The 19,465-nt window shown below is 70.2% G+C and carries 8 protein-coding genes; 7 read left to right on the plus strand and 1 reads right to left on the minus strand.

All coding sequences use genetic code 11. The features are described 5' to 3' along the window. Positions 1 to 135: 135 nt before the first annotated feature. The 7 genes from LLH23_00175 to LLH23_00205 all read left to right on the plus strand — a co-directional run bounded on the left by LLH23_00175 (position 136) and on the right by LLH23_00205 (position 12,701). Positions 136 to 1,422, plus strand: coding sequence for a TolC family protein (locus LLH23_00175; GenBank protein MCE5236890.1), 1,287 nt, complete (start codon positions 136 to 138; stop codon positions 1,420 to 1,422). 155 nt (positions 1,423 to 1,577) lie between these two features. Then, positions 1,578 to 3,530, plus strand: a complete 1,953-nt coding sequence (locus LLH23_00180; GenBank protein MCE5236891.1) for an adenylate/guanylate cyclase domain-containing protein — start codon at positions 1,578 to 1,580, stop codon at positions 3,528 to 3,530. A gap of 96 nt (positions 3,531 to 3,626) precedes the next feature. Continuing rightward, positions 3,627 to 5,618: a FecR family protein gene (locus LLH23_00185; GenBank protein MCE5236892.1), complete on the plus strand. Its 1,992-nt coding sequence runs from the start codon at positions 3,627 to 3,629 to the stop codon at positions 5,616 to 5,618. A gap of 47 nt (positions 5,619 to 5,665) precedes the next feature. Beyond that, positions 5,666 to 6,631 carry an Ig-like domain-containing protein gene (locus LLH23_00190; protein ID MCE5236893.1) on the plus strand — a complete coding sequence of 322 codons (966 nt, stop codon included), beginning with the start codon at positions 5,666 to 5,668 and terminating at the stop codon, positions 6,629 to 6,631. Between the two features lie 279 nt (positions 6,632 to 6,910). Further along, positions 6,911 to 9,559: a hypothetical protein gene (locus tag LLH23_00195; protein ID MCE5236894.1), complete on the plus strand. Its 2,649-nt coding sequence runs from the start codon at positions 6,911 to 6,913 to the stop codon at positions 9,557 to 9,559. A 59-nt stretch (positions 9,560 to 9,618) separates the two neighbouring features. Beyond that, on the plus strand, positions 9,619 to 12,048 hold the full coding sequence (locus tag LLH23_00200) for a hypothetical protein (protein ID MCE5236895.1): 2,430 nt from the start codon (positions 9,619 to 9,621) through the stop codon (positions 12,046 to 12,048). A gap of 326 nt (positions 12,049 to 12,374) precedes the next feature. Beyond that, positions 12,375 to 12,701 carry a hypothetical protein gene (locus LLH23_00205; protein MCE5236896.1) on the plus strand — a complete coding sequence of 109 codons (327 nt, stop codon included), beginning with the start codon at positions 12,375 to 12,377 and terminating at the stop codon, positions 12,699 to 12,701. A gap of 73 nt (positions 12,702 to 12,774) precedes the next feature. Here the strand turns inward: LLH23_00205 and LLH23_00210 are convergent, their stop codons facing one another. Continuing rightward, the gene (locus LLH23_00210; protein ID MCE5236897.1) at positions 12,775 to 19,119 is read right to left on the minus strand and encodes a hypothetical protein; all 6,345 of its coding nucleotides are present in this window, start codon (positions 19,117 to 19,119) and stop codon (positions 12,775 to 12,777) included. Positions 19,120 to 19,465 lie beyond the last annotated feature (346 nt).

Below are 19,465 nucleotides of genomic sequence, written 5' to 3' on the forward strand. Positions count from 1 at the left end.
CACGACCGGCGGCGGGGCCCGCCGCACACGACGCGGCACCCACCGCCCTTACCTCGAAAGCAGGAAGACAATATGTGCAGTGAATGTTGTCAAGCAGCCAGAGCGTTCCGGCCAGGGGCTCTGCTGGCGACAGGCATGTTGACATGCTTCCTCTGGCTGGCCTCCCTCCCGGCGCGGGCGGAAGAGACCCCCGCGCCTGCTCCCACGGCCCTGACGCTGACCCCGGCAGACGCCGCCGACCTGGCACTCCGCAACAGCCTGCAGTTGCAGCGCGACGCGAAGGCCCTGGAGCAGGCGGAGGCTCGTCTGCGGCAGGCCCGGGCCCTGGGGAAGTTCACCTCGCAAGCCAGCGCCTCGGCCTCACTCACGATGCCGACGACGCCCTACGTGGACAGCTTCAACCATCAGTTCCGCGTCTCGCTGAGCAAGCCCGTGTACACCGGCCACCGCCTGGAGCTGCAGAGCGCCCTGGCGCGCCGCGGGATCGAGGCCGCCGGCGCACGCGCGGCGGTGACATCGAGTGAGACGGCGCAGGCCGCGCGGACGCTGTGCTACAACATCCTGCGCCTCGACATGCTGGCCAACGTGGCCAACCAACGCGCCACCGCCGTCGCTGAGCACCTGCGCATCACCCGCGCCATGGAAGCCGACGGCACCGTGCCGCTGTTCGAGGTCGTGCAGGCCGAGACCGAGCTGGCCAAGGCCAAGGGTGACATCATCGCCGCCCAGACGGCGACGCAACTGGCCCGCGCGACGCTCGCCAACCTGCTGGTGCTACCCCAGACCTGCGCCTTGAGCGTGCAGGAGGGAGTGCCGCTGCCGGAGCCGGAGGGGAAGCTGACCGACCTGATCGCCCGCGGCCTGGGACAGCGCCCCGAGCTGGCGCTGGCCGAGCGCCAGCTCAAGGTCGCCGAGGCCAACCTCGAACTCACGCGCCAGAGCACCAACCCCCGCCTGGACATGGTGGCCCAGCTCAACCAACAGACGCAGACAAGTGCCGCCGAGCCAGTGAACTGGGTCGTGGGCCTGTCCCTGACCAAGCCCCTGTCCGATGGCGGGTTGCGCCGCGCCCAAGTGGCGGAGCAGGCCGCCGTCGTCGCCGATGTGAAGCTGCAGATTGAGGACCTCAGGCAGCAGATCGCCCTGGAGATCAACGAGGCTTCCCTGGCGCTCCACCAGGCCCGCGAGCAACTGACGGTCGCCGAAGCCGGCGAGGTCAACGCCCGCGAGCGGCTGCGCATGGCTGAGGTGCGCTACGCGGCTGGCCTGTCCATCGGTGTCGAAGTACTGGACGCCCAGACCGCCTTCGCCGCGGCGCAGACGGCGACGGTCAACGCCCGCTACGACGTCCAGACCTCCGTCGTGCGCCTGCGCAAGGCCGTGGGCGACCTGGACAGCCAACTCGCCGCGCCCCCTGAGTAGACCCCCTGACAGGCGCGGGGAGGGGACCTGCGCCCCAAACGGCGAATACCTACCCTCGGTAGTCGGTTACTGGACCGCCGGGCTGGCGACGCCTGCTCGCCGTGCCCCGGTCGTGCGGGTGACGCGAGCCCGCAGTGACCGCGCAGGAGGGTCAGATGAGTGCGCCACGCACCCAACTCCTCGTCAGCCTGGCGATCGGCATAGCCGCGGCAGCCATGGTGGTGTACGTATGCTCCGACAGCATGCGCACCAGCCTCCTCGGTCGTCTGTGCTGGCGCCTGGAGTTGGTGACGTACGACTTCCGTGCTGCCAACAGCGCTCCCGACGCCCCCAACCCCGACATCGTTCTGGTCACCATAGATGAGCTGTCGCTGTCGCAGCTGGGCGTCTGGCCCTGGTCGCGGGAGTACCACGCCCGGACCATCCGCAACCTGACCCGGGCCGGAGCCGCCCTGATCGGTCTGGACGTGATCGTGAGCACGGTCAGTGGCGAAGCGTCTGCCGAAACGGCCGCGGCCAACCAACCCCTGGGCTGGGAGCCGCCGCTGAGTGCGGCGGACCTCGCCCTGGAGCGGGCCCTGGCCGCCAGCGGGCGGACGGTCCTGGCCGCCAACATCACCCAGGAGAGCCTCCCGGGCCAGCAGATGGACGCCAGCCTCACCCAGGCGCAGTTCCCCCACTGGCGCTTCGAGGATGCGGCCCTGGGCACCGGCCTGATCGGCATGCTGCAAGACGATGACGGGGTGATCCGCCGGTCCCGCATCAGCCGCACCTATCAGGACGAGCAGCTCTTCACCATGCCTGTGGTCCTGGCGGCGCTCAAGCGGGGCGTGGAGCCGTCCCAGGTCGCCGGGCAGGTCGCCCGGGGCGCCGGCCTTCGCTCGGGCGCCCTCGATCCCAGCTTCCTCGTCTCCTTCCGCACGCCGGACCGAGGGTTCACCCGCATCCCCTACTACCGCGTGCTGCGCGGCCAGTTCTCCAGGCAGGACGTCCGGGGGAAGATCGTGCTCATCGGGGCCACCGCACAGACGCTGCAAGACTCCCACAACACCCCCCTGGCCATGCGTATCCGCACCTCGCCGACCTCCGGGCCCACCAGCAGCAGGCTTTCCGGAGTGGAGATCATCGCCGACGCCCTGGATACCATCCTCCGGGGCTCATACACACGCCGCGCGTCCGGCGGACTGACGCTGATCCTGGCCTGCCTCATCGGGGCCCTGGTGACGCTGGTCGAGATGCGGGTGCGACCCGTATGGGCTGCCCTCGCGGCCTGGCTGCCCTCACAGGTCGGCTCCCTGGTGTTCGTCCTGGTGATGTGGCAGTTCTACCGGCTCTGGGTCCCGTTGATCCCCCTGGCGCTCACCGGCTCGCTCAGCTACGTGGGCGTGCTCGTCTACCTGGAGCTGACCAGTGAGCGGCAGCGCCGCAAGCTCCATCAGTCCTGGTCCCAACGCGTCTCGCCAGAGGTGCTGCAGGTCATTCTCAGTAACCCCGCGATGACCCAGGTAGCGGGCAAGAAACTGCAGGCCACGGTACTCTTCACCGACCTGCAGGGCTTCACCACCTTCTGTCACGCGTCACCGCCTGAAGTCGTCGTCGAGAACCTGAACCGCTGCCTGGCCCTCATCACGGGCTGCATCCGCCGGCACGGCGGCACGGTGCACAAGTTCATCGGTGATGGTGTCATGGCTGTCTTTGGCGACCCGGTACAGCAGCCTGACCACGCCATGCGGGCCATCCGCTCCGCTTGCGACATGCAGCAAGAGATGGAACGCCTGCGCGCCAACCTCGACGCGGACGCCTGGGTCCCCAACCTGCGCGTAGGCATCCACACGGGCGAGCTGGTTGCCGGGGACATCGGGTCAGGTGAGATGTTCGAGTACACGGTCATCGGGGATACCGTGAGCACCGCCTCACGCTTGGAAGGCCTCAACAAGGAGTACGGGACGGGCATCATGATCAGCGACGCCACCCTCCAGGCCGCCGGCGAGGGCGTCCCGTGCCGACGGCTGGGCCTGGCCGAGATCCGCGGCCGCCCCGAGCCCATGGAAGTGTTTGGAGTGGACCCCTGGAAGCCGATAATAGTACAAAACACTACCACTTCGTGAAAGCCACCGGGGAGACCGGCCGAGGCAGTGACGCACAGGCTGTCCTGTGCCCGCCATCACCTCAGCGTGGTTTCGTTGTCTCAGGAGGTCCGCCGGATGAGCATCCCCCGGAAGTCACTGGCTACACCCATCGCAGTTCTGGTCCTGGGGGTGTTGCTGTCCGCCGGGTCGGTCGGTGTCGGGTGGGCTGAAGCGACCGCGCGGTTCACCGCGGTCGTCGGTGGGGTCACCTACCAGGCCGGCGCTCAGGGGGGCTGGCAGGGCGCCAGGGCGGGCACGCCACTCGCCAGCGGCTCCCGTATCCGGACCGACCGCCGCGGCAAGTGCGAGATCAAGTTCCCGGGGGGCAGTCTCGTGCGGATGCCCTCGCGCGCCGACCTCGTGCTGACCTCGGTGACCCAGAACCGCGTTCGGCTCCTGAGCGGGCAGGTCCTGACCAACGCCGTCAAGGGCTCGGGCGTGCGGATCGAGGGCGCGACGGCTGCCGCGAGCGTTCAGGGCACCTGGGTGCTGTTCAACGGCGAGGACATGTCGGTCTGGGACGGCACTGCCACGCTGGAGACGCCCGCTGGCAAGCAGCAGGTGGGCGACCAGCAACATGCGGCTGTCACGGACACGCAGGTGGCGCTCGTGGGCGCGGACGATCAGGCCTACGGCGACGTCACCGTCGCCCTGACGGCCAGCCAGCTCACAGTCACCTTCCACACCACCGCGCCCTGGGCCCTGGAACGGACGGCCGTGGCGGTGAGCACCTCGCCACCCGAGCAGTTCGACCTCGCCGCCCCGAAGTACGATCACCCCCATGTCGCTGCCACGACCGACGAGCACGTGATACCTCTGGCCGACCTCCAGGTCGCGGAGTCTGAGGCCCTGTACCTGGTCGCGTACGCGCTGCTGGCGAACGAGGAGCCGAGCGTGGACAAGGTCGCGGCCTGGGGTGAGGGCGAGGCGATCGCGTCGGGCGGGATGTACTTCGTCTACGCGCCGGCCGCCACCGGCTCGGAGTACCCCTGGGAGTTCCCGACCGGGGCCGCCAAGCCATGGTGGTACGGCATGCAGCCGGGCGTGAGCACCGTCGCCACGCCGGGCACCAGCATCGGGATGGAGATGCGCGACGACCGCTTCTCCTCCTACGATGCCCTCCGCCGCACCATGTTCGGGGCCCCTCCCCATGGCCGGCTCGAGGTCGGCGTGGAGAGCCTCGGCGCGGCCCCGGCGGCCGCCTCCGCCGGTCCGGGCGCCATGCCCCTGATCTGGGCCCTCAGCGCCGCCGCGGCTGAAGAGCCCACGGGGGTCCGTCGCTTGGGCAAGCACTTCTTCGGCCCCCGCAGCCAACTCGACCTCTACGGGCTCCTCGTCTCCGGTGGAGGCTTGGCCGGAGGCCGGGCGCGCATGGCCGGAGTGTACGGCCCGGTCTACATGGAGCTGGGCGGGGAGTTGAGCACCGCCTTCGACGGTGAGTGGGACGCCGACGTGAGCGAAGCCTTCGCTGTCTGGCGCCACGACAGTCTGGACCTGATCGCGGGCCGGCAGCACTACCTCGAAGGCCCGGTCAACAACGGGCCTCTCGGCTCACAGTTCGCCTATCTGTCCCTGGATGGCATCCGCGCCCGCTACCAGGGCCGCGGGTTCGCCCTCGACGGCGTGTGGATAGACAAGTACGAGCGGGGGCTCGTGGAGCCGGGCGACGGCGCCGGCTGGCTGGGCCGGCTGAGCGCCCCCGTGCTCGGGGGGCAGGTCGCAGTCAACGTCCTCAAGGAGCACGGGGCGGACACCGGCCTGAGCCTGGACTTCAGCCTCCCCGCCGCCCCCGGCTACCTGGACGTCTACGGCGAGTTCGGCCAGGACCCGTGGGACCAGCACTTCGAGACCTGGGGGCTCTACTCCCCGTGGCTGTTTGACCGCAGCGGCGTGGACCTGTTCGTGGAATACGCTCGCCGGGATGGCTACCCGCATTCTATCTCCGCGATGGCCTACAAGGATCTGGCGGAGGACTGGTATGGTCTGGCCGGGTTCCGGCAGGTGGAGGGTGAGGACTGCGAGCTATCCATCGGCGTGGCCTGGCGGTTCGGCGCTCTGGCGAAGTGATCCCGTGCGCCAGCAATTCATCCATCTGTTCCTGAAGGAGGAACGACATGGGTAGGTCGGTACAGGTGTCTATCTTGCTGCTCCTGGGGGTGGTGGTTGTGCTCGCCGGTTGTGGGGGCGGCTCAAACGCCGGGGCAAGCGGCGGCATGATCGTCTCAGTGATCTTCCCCACGCGGCCTGCGGGTGTGGTGCCCGAAGCGCTCCCCGTGGCCACCAACAGCGTGCGCGTCCAGGTACTCGTGCCGGGCGTCCTGACGCCCATCGTGCCGGACCAGGTCCTCGCCCGCTCCGGTGAGGGCCCCCAGACAGCCACCTTCGAGGTCGTCCCGGTGGGGCCGTGCCTGGTGCGAGCGCTGGCATACGAGTCCTACGACGGCACCGGGCGGGTCATCGCGCAGGCCGAGGTGCTCACCGCCATTGCTGCCGGAGAGCTGACCCAGGTCTCCCTCATCACCGAAGCCCTGGTCGTGCGCCTCGAGGTCACCCCGGCCACGCTGGGCCTGGACTACCTCGCCAGCGCCGCGCTCACCGCCACGTGCTATGACGCAGACAACAACGTCGTCCTGGCCACGGTCACCTGGGATTCCAGCAGCGCCAGCGTGACAGTGGCGGCCGACGGCACGGTCACCGGAGCGAGCGAAGGCTCTGCGGTGGTGAGGGCCACCCACGCCGCTTCCAGTCTGTCGGACACTTGTGATGTGACGGTCACTCGCCGGCACGTCGCCCGGGTGGTCGTCACGCCCAGCAGTTGCGTGTTGCGGCCCCCCGATCAGTTCCAGACCCAGCTCACGGCCGTCGCCTATGATGCCGCAGGCGTCGTCGTCCCGTACGCGGTCATCACCTGGTCCTCAGACGGCGAGCCGGTCGTCACCGTGGACCAGAACGGACTGGTGAGCACGACCTCGGCCGACAACACCCACGCCATCATCACCGCCAGCGCGGGTGAAGGGACGGATGGCACCTGCGACGTCCGCGTGGCGCCTGTAGGCAAGCTCATCGTGGACGTCCGGTAGGAGCGGCTGAACCGGCCTCGCGCACCTGGGGGGCGTTGACCACAACTGCGGCCCGATCGGCTGACTAGCCGGTCGGGCCGCATACTTGTGGGTGGCCCCCGGCGACGCAGCACATCTGAGCGGAGGGGTGCGAGGTGACGCGCGCCTCGCGCGGACAGCCGAGCGCCACTGACGCCTGCACGCCGACCTTCCCCGATGATGGCAGCACCAGCAGGGAAGCCGCAGCAGGACGCGGAAGAAGCTCCGTGCGACCCCGGACGCACCATGAGGAGCCCTGCCATGGCCCGCTGCAGCCTTTGCCTCGCGCCCCTTCTGCTCGCCTGCACCCTCGCGCACGCCGACCCGGTCCTCGCCCCCCTCAAGGCCGACGCCGCCCGCGGCCCCAACCTGATCCAGAACCCCGGCTTCGAGCAGCTCCAGGACGGCAAGCCGGCGGGCTGGACCAGCCAGCTTGGCAAAGAGTGGACCGCCGACGCCGCCGTGCGCCACGGCGGTCAGACCTCGGCTGCCTTCTCCCGCACCGCCGAGGGCCCCACGTACTGGATCAGCCAGAGCGTCACACTCAACCAGACGCGGCCCACACCGCTGGTGGTGAGCGGCTGGAGCCGCGCCGAGGGCGTGCAGGGCACGCGCGGCGGCGAATACTCCGTCTGGGTGGACCTGGCCTACATGGACGGCACGCCGCTGTGGGGGCAGAAGGCGCCCTTCGACGTCGGCACCCACGACTGGCAGTATGCCGAGAAGGTCTTCGTGGTTGCCAAACCGGTGCGCAATGTGACGGTCAACATCCTGTTCCGGAACGGCGTCAGCGGCCAGGCCTGGTTCGACGACATCGGCCTGCAGGAGCTGCAGGTGAGCGGCGGCCTGTTCTTCGACCGCACCTCGGCGTCGCTGAGCGCCAGGCCCGCCCCGGACACTGCCTATCGCGCGGCGGTCGTGGGCTCGAAGGATGGCATGGAGTTGACCGTCGCGGGCGAGGGCGGCTCGGCAGTGCTCAAGGTGGATGGTCAGAAGATCAGCGGCGACGGTCCCGGCGGCTTCTGGGTCCGCGATGTCGGCGCCAACGGCGCGTGGCTGCAGCCGCGCTACGCCGTCACCACTGACAAGGACGGCGCCACGCTCAAGGGGGAGGAAGGCGGCCTGAAGCTGGAAGCGCGGCTGGAGCCCGCCGCCATCGGCGTGGACTGCCACGTCACCGTCACTGACACCACCGGCCAGGACCGCGCCGTGACAGCCTACTTCGTCCTGCCGCTGGCCGACCTGCCCTGGACGTGGCACGACGACATCCTGCACAGCACGCCCACCACCGGTGGCGAGTACATGAACGCCTCCGGCTGGCCGATCAGCGGCCTCTCCTCGGCCTACCCCTGGTGCTCGCTGACCTCCCCGCAGGTCGGCTTGTCGCTCGGGGTGCCGATGGATGGCCCGCGCGTCGCCCGCATGGTCTACAACGCCGACCTGAAGGCGCTCTACATCGCGTGCGATCTCGGCCTCGTCAAGGACACGGTCAACTTCCCCTCGCAGGGCGACTTCCGCTTCTCGCTCTTCCGCACCGACCCGGCCTGGGGCTTTCGCGCCGCCACGCAGAAGTACTACGAGCGGTGCCCGCAGTACTTCGAGCGCCGCCTGAAGACCGGCGGCATCTGGATGGCCTTCGCCGACATCAGCAAGGTCAAGGACTGGCAGGACTTCGGCTTCGCCTATGACGAGCACAGCGCCACCCCGCTGCAGTTCGACAACGACAACGGCATCGCCAGCTTCAGCTACATCGAGCCGATGACCTACTGGCTGCCGATGGCCAAGTCCTATCCACGCACCTACGAGGGCGCGCTGCAGGCGCTGGCGGACAGCGAGGCCTCGGGCAAACCGGCGCAGGCCGGCTGGGCGAAGCTCACCCGCCGCTGTGGCGACTTCACGCGCGAGGCGAAGTACGACCTCTCGCTGCAGAACCAGGCGTGGTGCGATGGCGCGGTCTTCACCCTCAACCCCGACCCCAACATCCCCGAGGATGCGGACTGCCCGCTCAACAAGGCGCACTGGAGCTACAGCAAAGCCTGGGCCGACAAGCATCTGCTACCGCCGACCGGCCCCCGCCTCGACGGCATCTACATCGACTCCATGCCCAACTGGGGTGAGGTGCGCAACTGGCGCCGTGAGCACTGGCGCACCGTCGCCACCCCGCTGACCTTCGACCCGGACACCAGGCAGCCGGTCCTGCTGCAGATGTTCTCGACCTGGCAGTTCAGCAAGTGGGTGGCCGACGACGTCCACGCGCGCGGCGGGGTCATGCACGGCAACGGGGGCGCGCTGTGGCCGTACTTCCCGGCCCTGCTGGACGTGACCGGCCAGGAGACCGGCGGCATCCTGACCCCCGAGACGATGGCCATGGCCCGCACGCTGCTGCGCGACAAGCCCTATAGCCCGCTCCTGAACACCCGCTTCTCGCAGTTGCCGCCCGACTACCATGTGAGCTACTTCCACCGCAGCGCGCTGTGGTGCATCTTCCCCAGCTACTTCAACGGCGACTACTTCGAGAACGGCAAGTGGGTGATCGGCCGCTTCTTCGACAAGCCGGAGATCTACGAGCCGGTCCGCCCGCTGTACAAGCAGTTCATCCCGATCCTGCGCCGGATGTACGCCGCCGGCTGGCAGCCGGTCACGGTGGCCCGGGCCGAGCCGGCGAGCATCCGCGTGGAGCGCTACGGCGGCGGCCAGGGAAGCGAGACACTCCTGGCCGTCTACAACCCCGGCAAGGAACCCATGACGGCGACGCTGACCGTGCCGCTCAAGCAGCTCGGCCTGAAGGCCACCGGGGCAACGGGCCTGGTGTCGGCCACCGAACTGGCGGCCACGGTGCAGGGCGACACGCTGACGGTCAAGGTGCCCCTCGCGGCCGACCGCTGCGAGGTCGTACACGTGCATCCCTAGACCTGACTTGCCCACGACCCAGGACGCACAAAGCACACCCAACCACGGGGGCAGCAGACATGCGCACCTCAGTCGCGTCGGTCGTCTTCATCCTCATGGCGACAGTCACCGCCTCCGCCGAGGAGGTGTACTACCAGAACGACTTCGAGACGCAGTGCGATGTCGTCTACTGGGCCAGCGCCGCCAAAGTGCAGGTAGACGAGATCGGCCTGAGCACCGAGAGCCCTGCCGGCGGGCAGCGCTGCGCCAGGATCGCCTTCCACGTCGTCTCCGGCGGGGGCTGGTGCTACTTCAAGATCCCGCTCGAGGTCAAGCTCGACCCCGCGAAGACCTACGTCGTCGAGGCCATGGTCAAGTACGAGACCACCGGCGGCGGGCGGGTCGGCTTCGGCCACAGTTGGCAGCACATGCCGCCGGGGCAGGCCGAAGTCCAGGGCAATGGCGCCAGCGCCGGGACCTGCAGCGAACCCCGCAAGTGGCACCACCTGGTGGGCAAGGAACTCGGCGCGGCGTTCCGCGAGAGTTCGGAGATGGCCGGCTGGACCGCCGCCTGCCCGGGGCGCTTTGACGCGCTGTATGTGCACACCGAGGGGAATAGGGAAGGGGACCGGGTGACGGTCTGGCTGGATGACGTGAAGTTCCGCGAGACCAACGCCGAGGACCAGGCGCGCCTGGCGAAGCAGAGGCGCCCGGTGGACTACACCCCGCCCCCCTACCCGGCCGTTGAGGACGCCTGCCCGTGGGGCTGCTGCGGTTCGCTGGAAGGCCATGCGGGGCGGCTGGGCCTGCCGCGTGAGGCGGAGGCGGCCGTCGTGGCGCGCCAGTGGGCCGACTTCGGCTACGACACCTCCCTGCGTCCCGGCGGCATGGTCATGGCGCCCGGCAACCCCAAGCCCGAGGACGCCCTCGGGCAGTTCCTCGATCTGAACCAGAGCTATGGCCTGCGGGTCCTGCCCTCGACCTACCTGACCGGCTTCTACGACCGCAAAGTTCCCCGTGACCAGTGCGAGGCCGCCATCACCCGCGTCGTGACCCGCTACCGCAACCACCCGGCGCTGCTGGCCTGGTGGATGATTGATGAGCCCATGGCCAACGTGGACGACTGCGAGAACCAGTGGGTGTGGGGCAAGCAGCGCTTCGAGGCTCTCGACCGGCAGCACCCGGCCCTGGGCGCCTTCTGCGTCGCCGATGCCGTCGCCATGTACTCCCAGTACACCCAGGTGTCGCTGATTGACTGCTACCCGCTGCTGGGCCGGCCCGACAAGCCCGCCGGCGACGCGGCGACCGTGGCGCGCTGGTGCGAGCTGTCATGGCGTCGCGGCGGCCGTCGGATCTGGGCCGTCCCGCAGGCCTTCGGCGAACTGGGCAACTGGCGCATACCCACTCGCGCCGAGCTGCGCCTGATGTGCTTCCAGTATCTCTCCCGGGGCGCCAGCGGCTTCATTCCGTACTACTACTCGGCCGCGCCCGCATGGCTCACCGGCTACGGCCACAATGGCCTGGTGGACCTGTACGGCGCCCCGACCCACATGGGCGCCGAGATGCAGGCCCTGGCCGACACGCTCATGCCTCTGTGCCCGCTCTTGGCGCCCGTGCGCTGGCAGGGCGAGCAGGCCCTGGCGCGGGTGGCGTGCGAGCCGGGCGCGGGTGGCAAGCCCGTGCTCGACCTCAGCGTCCTCTCCGGCCCGCAGCACGACCTGATCGTGGTGTGCAACCTCGATGCCACCACGGCGCGGCAGGGCGCGCTCTCGCTCAGTCCCGCGCCGGGGCGCAAGCTCTACGACCTGCGCGCCCTCAAGCCGGTCCAGATCCCCGCAGGCAGTTCCGTGCCGGTGAGCCTGCGGGCGGGCGATGCCGCCGTCTTGCTGTGGGGCAACGACAAGAGCTTCGCGGCCGCCCAGGCCACCATCCGCAGCCGGCGCGTGCAGCTCACCCGGCGGCAGCTTGACGGCCTGACGCGCGAAGCCGCGGCCAACGGCATCCCCCCGCGCCTGTGGGACGACGCCGTCACGCAGAGCGCCGCCCTGGCCCGGCGCGGCGACTACGCGGCCTCCCTGGCCCTGCTGGCCCAGACGCAGACCCGCGTGGCCGCGGCCCTGCGCGATGTCCCCGGCCGCCAGCCGTGCCAGGACCGCCTCGACCGGGCGCGCGAGGCCCTCAGCCGCGCCAGCCGCGCCCTGGAAGTCTGGGTGCTGCAGCGCTGGCCCGAGCGCGAGCGGTCCGGCAAGGTGAGCCAGATGCGCGCCGACGAGCCCCACCTCGGCCCCTACGTGGACACGCTCACGGAACTGGCGCGCTGCGAGCACCTGCTGCAGTACGCGCTGCTCGCCGGCCAGGCCCCCGCGCACGAGGCCGCCTATGCCGACCTGGAAGCCCTCGCCACGCAGGCCGAGACTGGCGTCGCCGGGTTCGTGACTACGCAGCCTCCCCTGACCATCGCGCAGGATCAGCTCAAGCGGCTGACAGCAGCGGTGGCCGATCTGAAGTAGCGGCGCTACGGGATGCTGCCCTACCCGCTCCTGCGCTCCTTGAACCGACCATGAGGGCTGCTCCAGGCGTCCTTGAGGGTCCTGCGGTACACTCCTCACGGCGGATTGGCGGCGTCTGCCCATGTTCCCGCATGGTCAGCGCCCGTCGCTGCGGCGCACCCACTGCGCCAGTACGATCCGTATGGGGAAGGACGATGAGCCGGAAGCTCCTCAGCAGCCTTTTGGGCAAGCCCGACAGTGCGCCGGACGTCAGCGACGACGCCTCGCCGGCTGACGCCCCGGAGGAACGCCTGCCAGACGAAGCCCCGATACAGGAGATACCCACTATGGCCGATTCCGCTCTGTTCGTGGACGTGCTGCAAGAAGAGGGCCACAACTCGTTCTGCGTGGCCTTCAACGCCGGCGGGATCACGCGCGAACGTCTGCACGACCTGCTGGAGAGGATCGAGTCGGAGGTGGAGGCCATTGACCCGCAGGGCCAACTGGACATTGGCATCGTGGAGACGCTGCGCACGCGCGAGTTGCGCGTGACCATCACGGGCCAGGACGCGGGCAACGCCCTCGTGGGGTTGGGCCTGGTCCTGCGCCGCATGAAGGAAGCAGGCTTCGAGACCCGCTGGCCCGCCGCCCTCGACCCCACCAGGCTGGCCTGAGCATCCGCGCCGTCGGGGCGCCGTTGGAGCGCGGCTCTTCGGAGCCGCAGCCGTTGCTCGGGCCCCGCGGCCCTCAGGAGCCGCCGGGAGAGACGTCGCCGTCCGTGTGTCGCTCGGATATGAGGCGGGCCAGGCGTTCGCGGATCACGGGCACCTGGTCCGAGGGCTGCGGCGGGGGTTCGGTGGCCGAGGCCCGGATCGTGACAGCCGCTGAAGACACGCGCCCTTCGCCGTAGGTGGCGGTGACCTTCCCGATGTCCGTGCAGTCCCCCGCCGTGAGCTGCCCTGGCGCGCTGATCTCGCCCGACCGCGGATCCCCCTTCCACCGCCATTCCGCCTGACCGGTCACATCCTCGAGGAGCTGTTTGCCCTTGGTGTCCCGACCGCGCCGCAACAGCCCGCCCAGCCCCCCACCCTTGGCCGGCTTACCCACCTCGTACTCCAGCAGCAGGCGGAACACCTGGGTCATGCCCGCCTCCAGGATGATCTCATCCCCCGGCTCCAGGTGGAGCGCCACCAGTCGCCTGACCTCGATGACACCGCTGGCGGCCGTCTGGTTCTTGTAGCTGGCCGTCACTGTCGCCTGGCCAGACCACTCAGCGGCCGTGGTCAACAGGGCCCCGCGCGACATCCACCCGCTGCCGTCCGGCCCCGTCCACTCCCACGTCGCCAGCGCCGTCACATCCTCCGTGTAGCCGTCGCCGTACTCGGCGGTGACGGAGAACTGGCAGGTCTCGCCCGCAGTCAGCGTGCACCCCTCTGCTGGAGAGACGTGCAGCGCCACCAGGCTCCGCACCAGGATGTGCCCGGACTCGTCGCTGTTGCCGGCGTAGGTGACGACCACCTTGCCCTCGCCGGAGTTCGGCCCGGCCGTGAGAATGCCCGGCGCCGTGATCGCGCCCGTGCCCTCCGGCCCGGTCCAGCTCCACTCCGCCTCGTTGGTCGCATTGCCCAGCGTACCGTCGGTGTACTTGAGCGCCGCCGAGAAGCGCTGCATCTCGCCCGGCTCCAGGTACAGCACCTCGGAGGGCATCAGCACCAGCAGCGCGATGTTGGAGATCTCCACCGGCTCGGAGTAGGCCTCCTGGGTCTCGAACATCGCCACGATCTTGCCGGTCCCGCAGCCCTCGCCCGCCGTGAACAGACCATCCGGGTCGAGCGTGCCGGCCGCCTTGTCCCCCTGCCAGCGCCACGTCACGCCCTCGGTGATCTCCTCTTCCTCGCCCGACGGGTGCTGCAACGCCGCCCGCAGCCGCACCGACTGCCCGGCGCACAGCACCACCGGCTCCGTGGGGCGCACCACCAGCCACGCCGGCTCGCGGACCGTGATCTCATCCGAAGTAACGCGCCATTGCTCGTAGGTTGCGACGACCTGCCCGACACCGGCGGCCTCGCCGGCGGCGAGGAGCCCTTCCGCACTGACCGTCACGGCTTCCGCCGCGCCCGTCCACTCCCAGGTGGCCTGTGCCGTCACGTCCTCGGTCTCCCCATCGGTGTAGCGCAGCAGCGCGGTCAGTTGCGCTGTGGCCCCAATGGTTATCGGCGTCGCCGGCACCTGGTTGAGCTCGAGTCCCGCAGTGTTGCGGACGGCGATGTCGTCTGACGCAACGCTCCACTCGCCGTATGTCGCGCGGACCTGCCCGACGCCACACCCCTCGCCCGCAGTGAACAGCCCTTCGGCACTGACCGCCCCGGCCTCTGCCGCACCCGCCCATTCCCAGACGGCCTGCTCGGTCACATCCTCCGTCGTGCCATCGCCGTACCTCAGCAGCGCCATCAGCTGCACGGTAGCCCCGGCCGACAGTGCCGTCGCCGGGACGTCACTCAGTTCCAGCCCCACAACATTACTGACGGTGACCTCACCGGAGACGGCTCGCCACTCGCCGTACGTCGCCAGCACCTGCCCGACGCCACAGCCCTCGCCCGCAGTGAACAGCCCCTCGGCACTGACCGCCCCGACTGCCACCTCGCCCCTCCACTCCCACGTCGCCTCTGTCGTCACATCCTCCGTCGTGCCATCGCCGTAGCGCAGCAGCGCCGCCAACTGCACGGTGGCCCCTGCCGACAGCGCTGTCGCCGGCACAGCGCTCAGCTCCAACCCCACGACATTGCTAACAGTGATCTCGCCGGAAAAGACCCGCCACTCGCCGTACGTGGCGAGGACCTGCCCGACGGCACAGCCCTCGCCCGCAGTGAACAGCCCCTCGGCACTGACCGCCCCGCCCTCGGCCGCGCCAGTCCACTCCCACGTCGCCTCTGCCGTCACATCCTCCGTCGTGTCGTCGCCGTACCGCAGCAGCGCCGCCAACTGCACCGTCGCCCCGGCCGACAGGGCCGCTGCCGGCACCGGGCTCAACTCCAGCCCCACCACGTTGCTAACAGTGATCTCGCCGGAGAAGACTCGCCATTCGCCGTACGTCGCGAGGACCTGCCCGACGCCGCACCCCTCGCCTGCGGTGAAGACACCCTCCGCGCTCACAGCCCCGACCGCCGCCTCGCCCCGCCACTCCCACGTCGCTTCTGTTGTCACATCTTCGGTCGCGCCGTCGCCGTACCGCAGCAGCGCCGCCAACTGCACCGTCGCCCCGGCCGACAGCGCCGCTGCCGGCACCGGGCTCAACTCCAGCCCCACCACGTTGCTGACAGTGATCTCACCGGAGAAGACGCGCCAGTCGCCGTACGCCGCCAGGACCTGCCCGCTGCCGCACCCCTCGCCTGCAGTGAACAGCCCCTCGGCACTGACCGCCCCCGCCTCTGCCGCACCCGTCCATGCCCAGACGGCTTGCTCGGTCACGTCCTCCGTCGTGTCATCGCCGTACCGCAGCAGGGCCGCCAACTGGACCGTCGCCCCTGCCGACAGCGCCGTCGCCGGCACCGGACTCAGTTCCAGCCCCGCCACGTTGCTGACAGTGATCTCACCGGAGACGGCCCGCCACTCGCCGTACGTCGCCAGGACCTGCCCGACACCGCAGCCCTCGCCGGCGGTGAAGACACCCTCCGCGCTGATCGCCCCGACGACCGCCTCGCCTCGCCACTCCCACGTCGCCTGCGCCGTCACGTCTTGCGTCGTGTCGTCGCCGTACCGCAGCGAGGCCATCAGCTGCACGGTAGCCCCGGCCGACAGCGCCGTCGCCGGGACGGGGCTCAGCTCCAACCCCACGACATTGCTAACGGTGATCTCACCAGAGAGGACCCGCCACTCGCCGTACGTCGCCAGCACCTGCCCGACGCCACACCCCTCGCCTGCGGTGAAGACACCCTCCGCGCTGATCGCCCCGGCCTCGGCCGCGCCAGTCCATTGCCAGACGGCCTGCTCGGTCACGTCCTCGGTCGTGCCGTCGCCATAGCGCAGCCGGGCCGCCAACTGGACCGTCGCCCCCGCCGACAGCGCCGCCGTCGGCACGCCACTCAGCTCCAGCCCGACAACGTTGCTGACAGTGATGTCACCGGAGAAGACGCACCACTCGCCGTACGTGGCGAGAACCTGCCCCACACCGCAGCCCTCGCCGGCGGTGAAGACACCCTCCGCGCTGATCGCCCCGACGGCCGCCTCGCCTCGCCACTCCCACGTCGCCTGCGCCGTCACGTCTTGCGTCGCGTCGTCGCCGTACCGCAACAGCGCCGCCAACTGCACGGTCGCCCCTGCCGACAGCCCCGTCGCCGGCACCGGACTCAGTTCCAGCCCCACCGCATTGCGGACGGTGATGTCACCCGACGTGACTCGCCACTGCTCGTAGCTGGCGACGATCAGTCCGACGCCGCATCCCTCGCCTGCGGTGAAGAGACCGTCCGCGGTGACAGTGCCCGCCGCTTCGTCACCCGTCCACTCCCAGGTGGCCTGCCCGGTCACATCCTCCGTCGTGCCATCGTCGTACTGCGCCACTGCCGCGAACTGCACCCGCTCGCCCGCCTGCAGCACTGCGGTCGCCGGGGGCGACAGGGCGATCCCGACGAGTTGCGCCTCCGGCTCCTCCTCCGACAAGGGCCGGCTGAGGACCGCGTCCGCGCCCTGCTGCTGTAGCTCATCGAGCTGGGAGATGAATGAGGAGGCCGGAAGCGCGCGTCCGGCGATCACGCTGTCAATCTTGGCCGACGTCGCGGCACACAGCCGGGCTTCGCGGCGGGCCCGTCCGTCCGCCTCACTCACCGCGCCGCTGTCGTGCAGCGAGACCGCGATGACCAGGAGCGCCTCCCACAGGCGAGCTCTGTCGCGCGGGGGCAGATCGTCGCTCAGGCCGCGGTGGAGCGCGGTCGCGGCTTCCATGAAGCCGACGAGGTCGTCCTGGCCCAGTGCCGCGCGGCTACGGGCCAACCAGAGCAAGCCCCAGCCGCTGCCATCGCCGAGGGCCAGGGCCGCTTCCGCGGCGCGGCGCTGGGCACGCGGCCGGCCGAGCACTCCGGCGATCTCAGCCGCCAGCAGATGCGTCGCCACGCTGCCCCCGTGTGCCGCCTCGAGAGCGCCCAACGTCTCCCAGGCGTCTTCCGCGCGGTCCTGATCGCGCAGGCAGCGGGCCATCTGCAGTTGCGCGGCTGCGTCGTCGGCGGCGACCGCGATGACCCGCCGCAGCTCCTCTTCCTCGCGCGCGAAGTCGCCCATCTCACAGAGGGCTTCGGCCAGCTCGCGCCGGGCCTCCCATGCGGTCGGCGTGTCCTTCAGGCATCGCTCCAGCTCGTGGGCGGCGTGGCTGTACGCCCGCACTTCCGAAAAGCCGCGGGCAATCGCCCGCCGCGCCTGCTCCGCCGACACGCCGGCCCGGACCGCCCGGTCCGCTTGACTACGGGCCGCGTCCACGGCCCCCAGTTGCAGGTGAGCCACGGCCACTCCGGCGTAGAGCGAGGCGTCGGTTGGGTTCTGTGAGAGCGCCGCCTCGAACAGGCGCAGCGCCGCGCGCGGGGCGCCGATCTTCAGATGAACGCGGCCCAGATGCCGGACCGCCGCGGCGGTCAGCTCCTGGTCCTCAATCGCCGCCTTGTAGCTGGCAATGGCGGCCTCGTAGTCCTGGCACTCCTCGTGCAGCAGGCCCAGCAAGAACGACGTCTGGGGCAGCAGCGGACGGGCCTGCGGAGCGGCGGCGCGCGCCGCCTCCCAGTCGCCCTGCCGCGCGTGCAGCAGCGACACGCTGTACTGCCCGCACGTGCGGTAGAAGTGATCCTCAGCGAGACAGGTCGCCAGATCCAGGGCGAGGTCCGTCTGTCCGGCTGCGAACGTCGCCTGCAGCCGCAGGGCCAGCTCCGGCGCATAGCTGCCAGGTTCGGCCGGCTCGTCGGCATCCAGACCCGCCACTTGCCGGGCCATCTGCCAGGCCAGCCCGACGGGGTCCGCGACCGACCGCGACGCCCCTGCCGCCCCGCGCTGCGCGATCTCCCCCCGCGCGACCTCGGTAGTCTGCGGCGTCAGCGCCAGGCGAGCGAGCAGTTGTGGCGCGAAGACCGCCTGGTCCCCGCGGGCGGCGTCCAGCAGGCGGACCAGCGCCCCCTGCACCTGCGACGCGTCCGGCTCCAGCGCCGCGAGTAGTTCGCAACAGATCTCGCTGTGTGGCGGGTAGAGCAGGGGTCCATCCAACCCGACGAGCCCGTCCGCCAGCCAGGCCTTGACGCGTCCCTCGTCTCCGTCGCCGGTGAGCAGGTCCTTGGGCACAGCCAACTCCGCCAGGCCCGCGAGCACTACGCCCAGCAGCCCCTCCTCCTGGCTCAGTCGGGGCAGTGCCTGGCGCTCCCAGCTGAACTCCGGGCGCACGGCCTGCTGCAGGCCCCGCACCGAGGCAAGCACGCCTGCCTCGACAGGGGAGGCCTGGACGGGGAGAGGGGAGGGGAGCTTGACGCGCAGGGCCGCAGCCAGCCCCTTCGGGTCACCGGCGCGCGTGTCCACGGCATGGCGTACGCCCATGTCGCGCAGTGTCGCCGGTTGCAGCAGAGCCAGCCCGTCGAGGCCGCTGTCGCCGTCCTCCTCGGCCACTGTGGTCGTGCCGATGACCAGTATGTCGGCCCCGGCTCGATCAATCTCATACAGGATCGTCTCGGCTTCCGGACACAGGTGGATGTCGTCAATGAGGAGATACGCGCGGGAGCGCCGGCTGGCCTTGCCCAGGAGGTGATCCAGCGGCTCGGTTCCCAGGCCGGGCTGGTACAGGAAGACGGGGGACTTGCCGGCGGCCAGTTGGCGGCCCAGGCGCAGCAGGAGCGTGCTGCGGCCCGAGCCGGGACGTCCCGTCAGCAGGTGCAGGCCTCCGGCGGAGCCCTCCAGGGTCAGTTCGAGGAACAGGCCCTGGATGTCGCCGACGAACGCCTCCGCGTGGGCATCTATGTCGCCAGGCCGGGGGCGGGCGCCCTGCAGCAGCCAGTCGCCATCCGGCCTGCGACGCGGCGCGCGTCGCGGCAACTGCAGGAAGCCCCCGAGCAAGCTCGCACCGTAACTCATGCTGCCAGATCACCGCAATGGTTGTTGTAGGGGGCGCAGGGCGTCAGCGGGCCAGGAAGGCGGGTGACGTGGGACCCTGTCCTTGGAGGGGGACCGTCCATCCTGGAGCCCCGTCCGGGGCCCGGGCGAGCCGGAGGCTTCCGGTCCTCCCCGGCGGCGATCGGCGTACCGATGCGGCCGCAGCACAGCTCGCAGCCAGACAGAATCGTCCTTCACCCCCGAGCATAGTATACCCGTAGGCCGCGACTGACGGTCAATGCGAACTCAAGGGGGGCGCAAGACCGGGGAAGGAACGTGCCTCAGCGACCGCTCGGGAGGAGGTCTTCACCGGCCCCGGGGACGAACC

Source organism: bacterium (assembly GCA_021372615.1).
GTDB lineage: Bacteria > Armatimonadota > Zipacnadia > Zipacnadales > UBA11051 > JAJFUB01.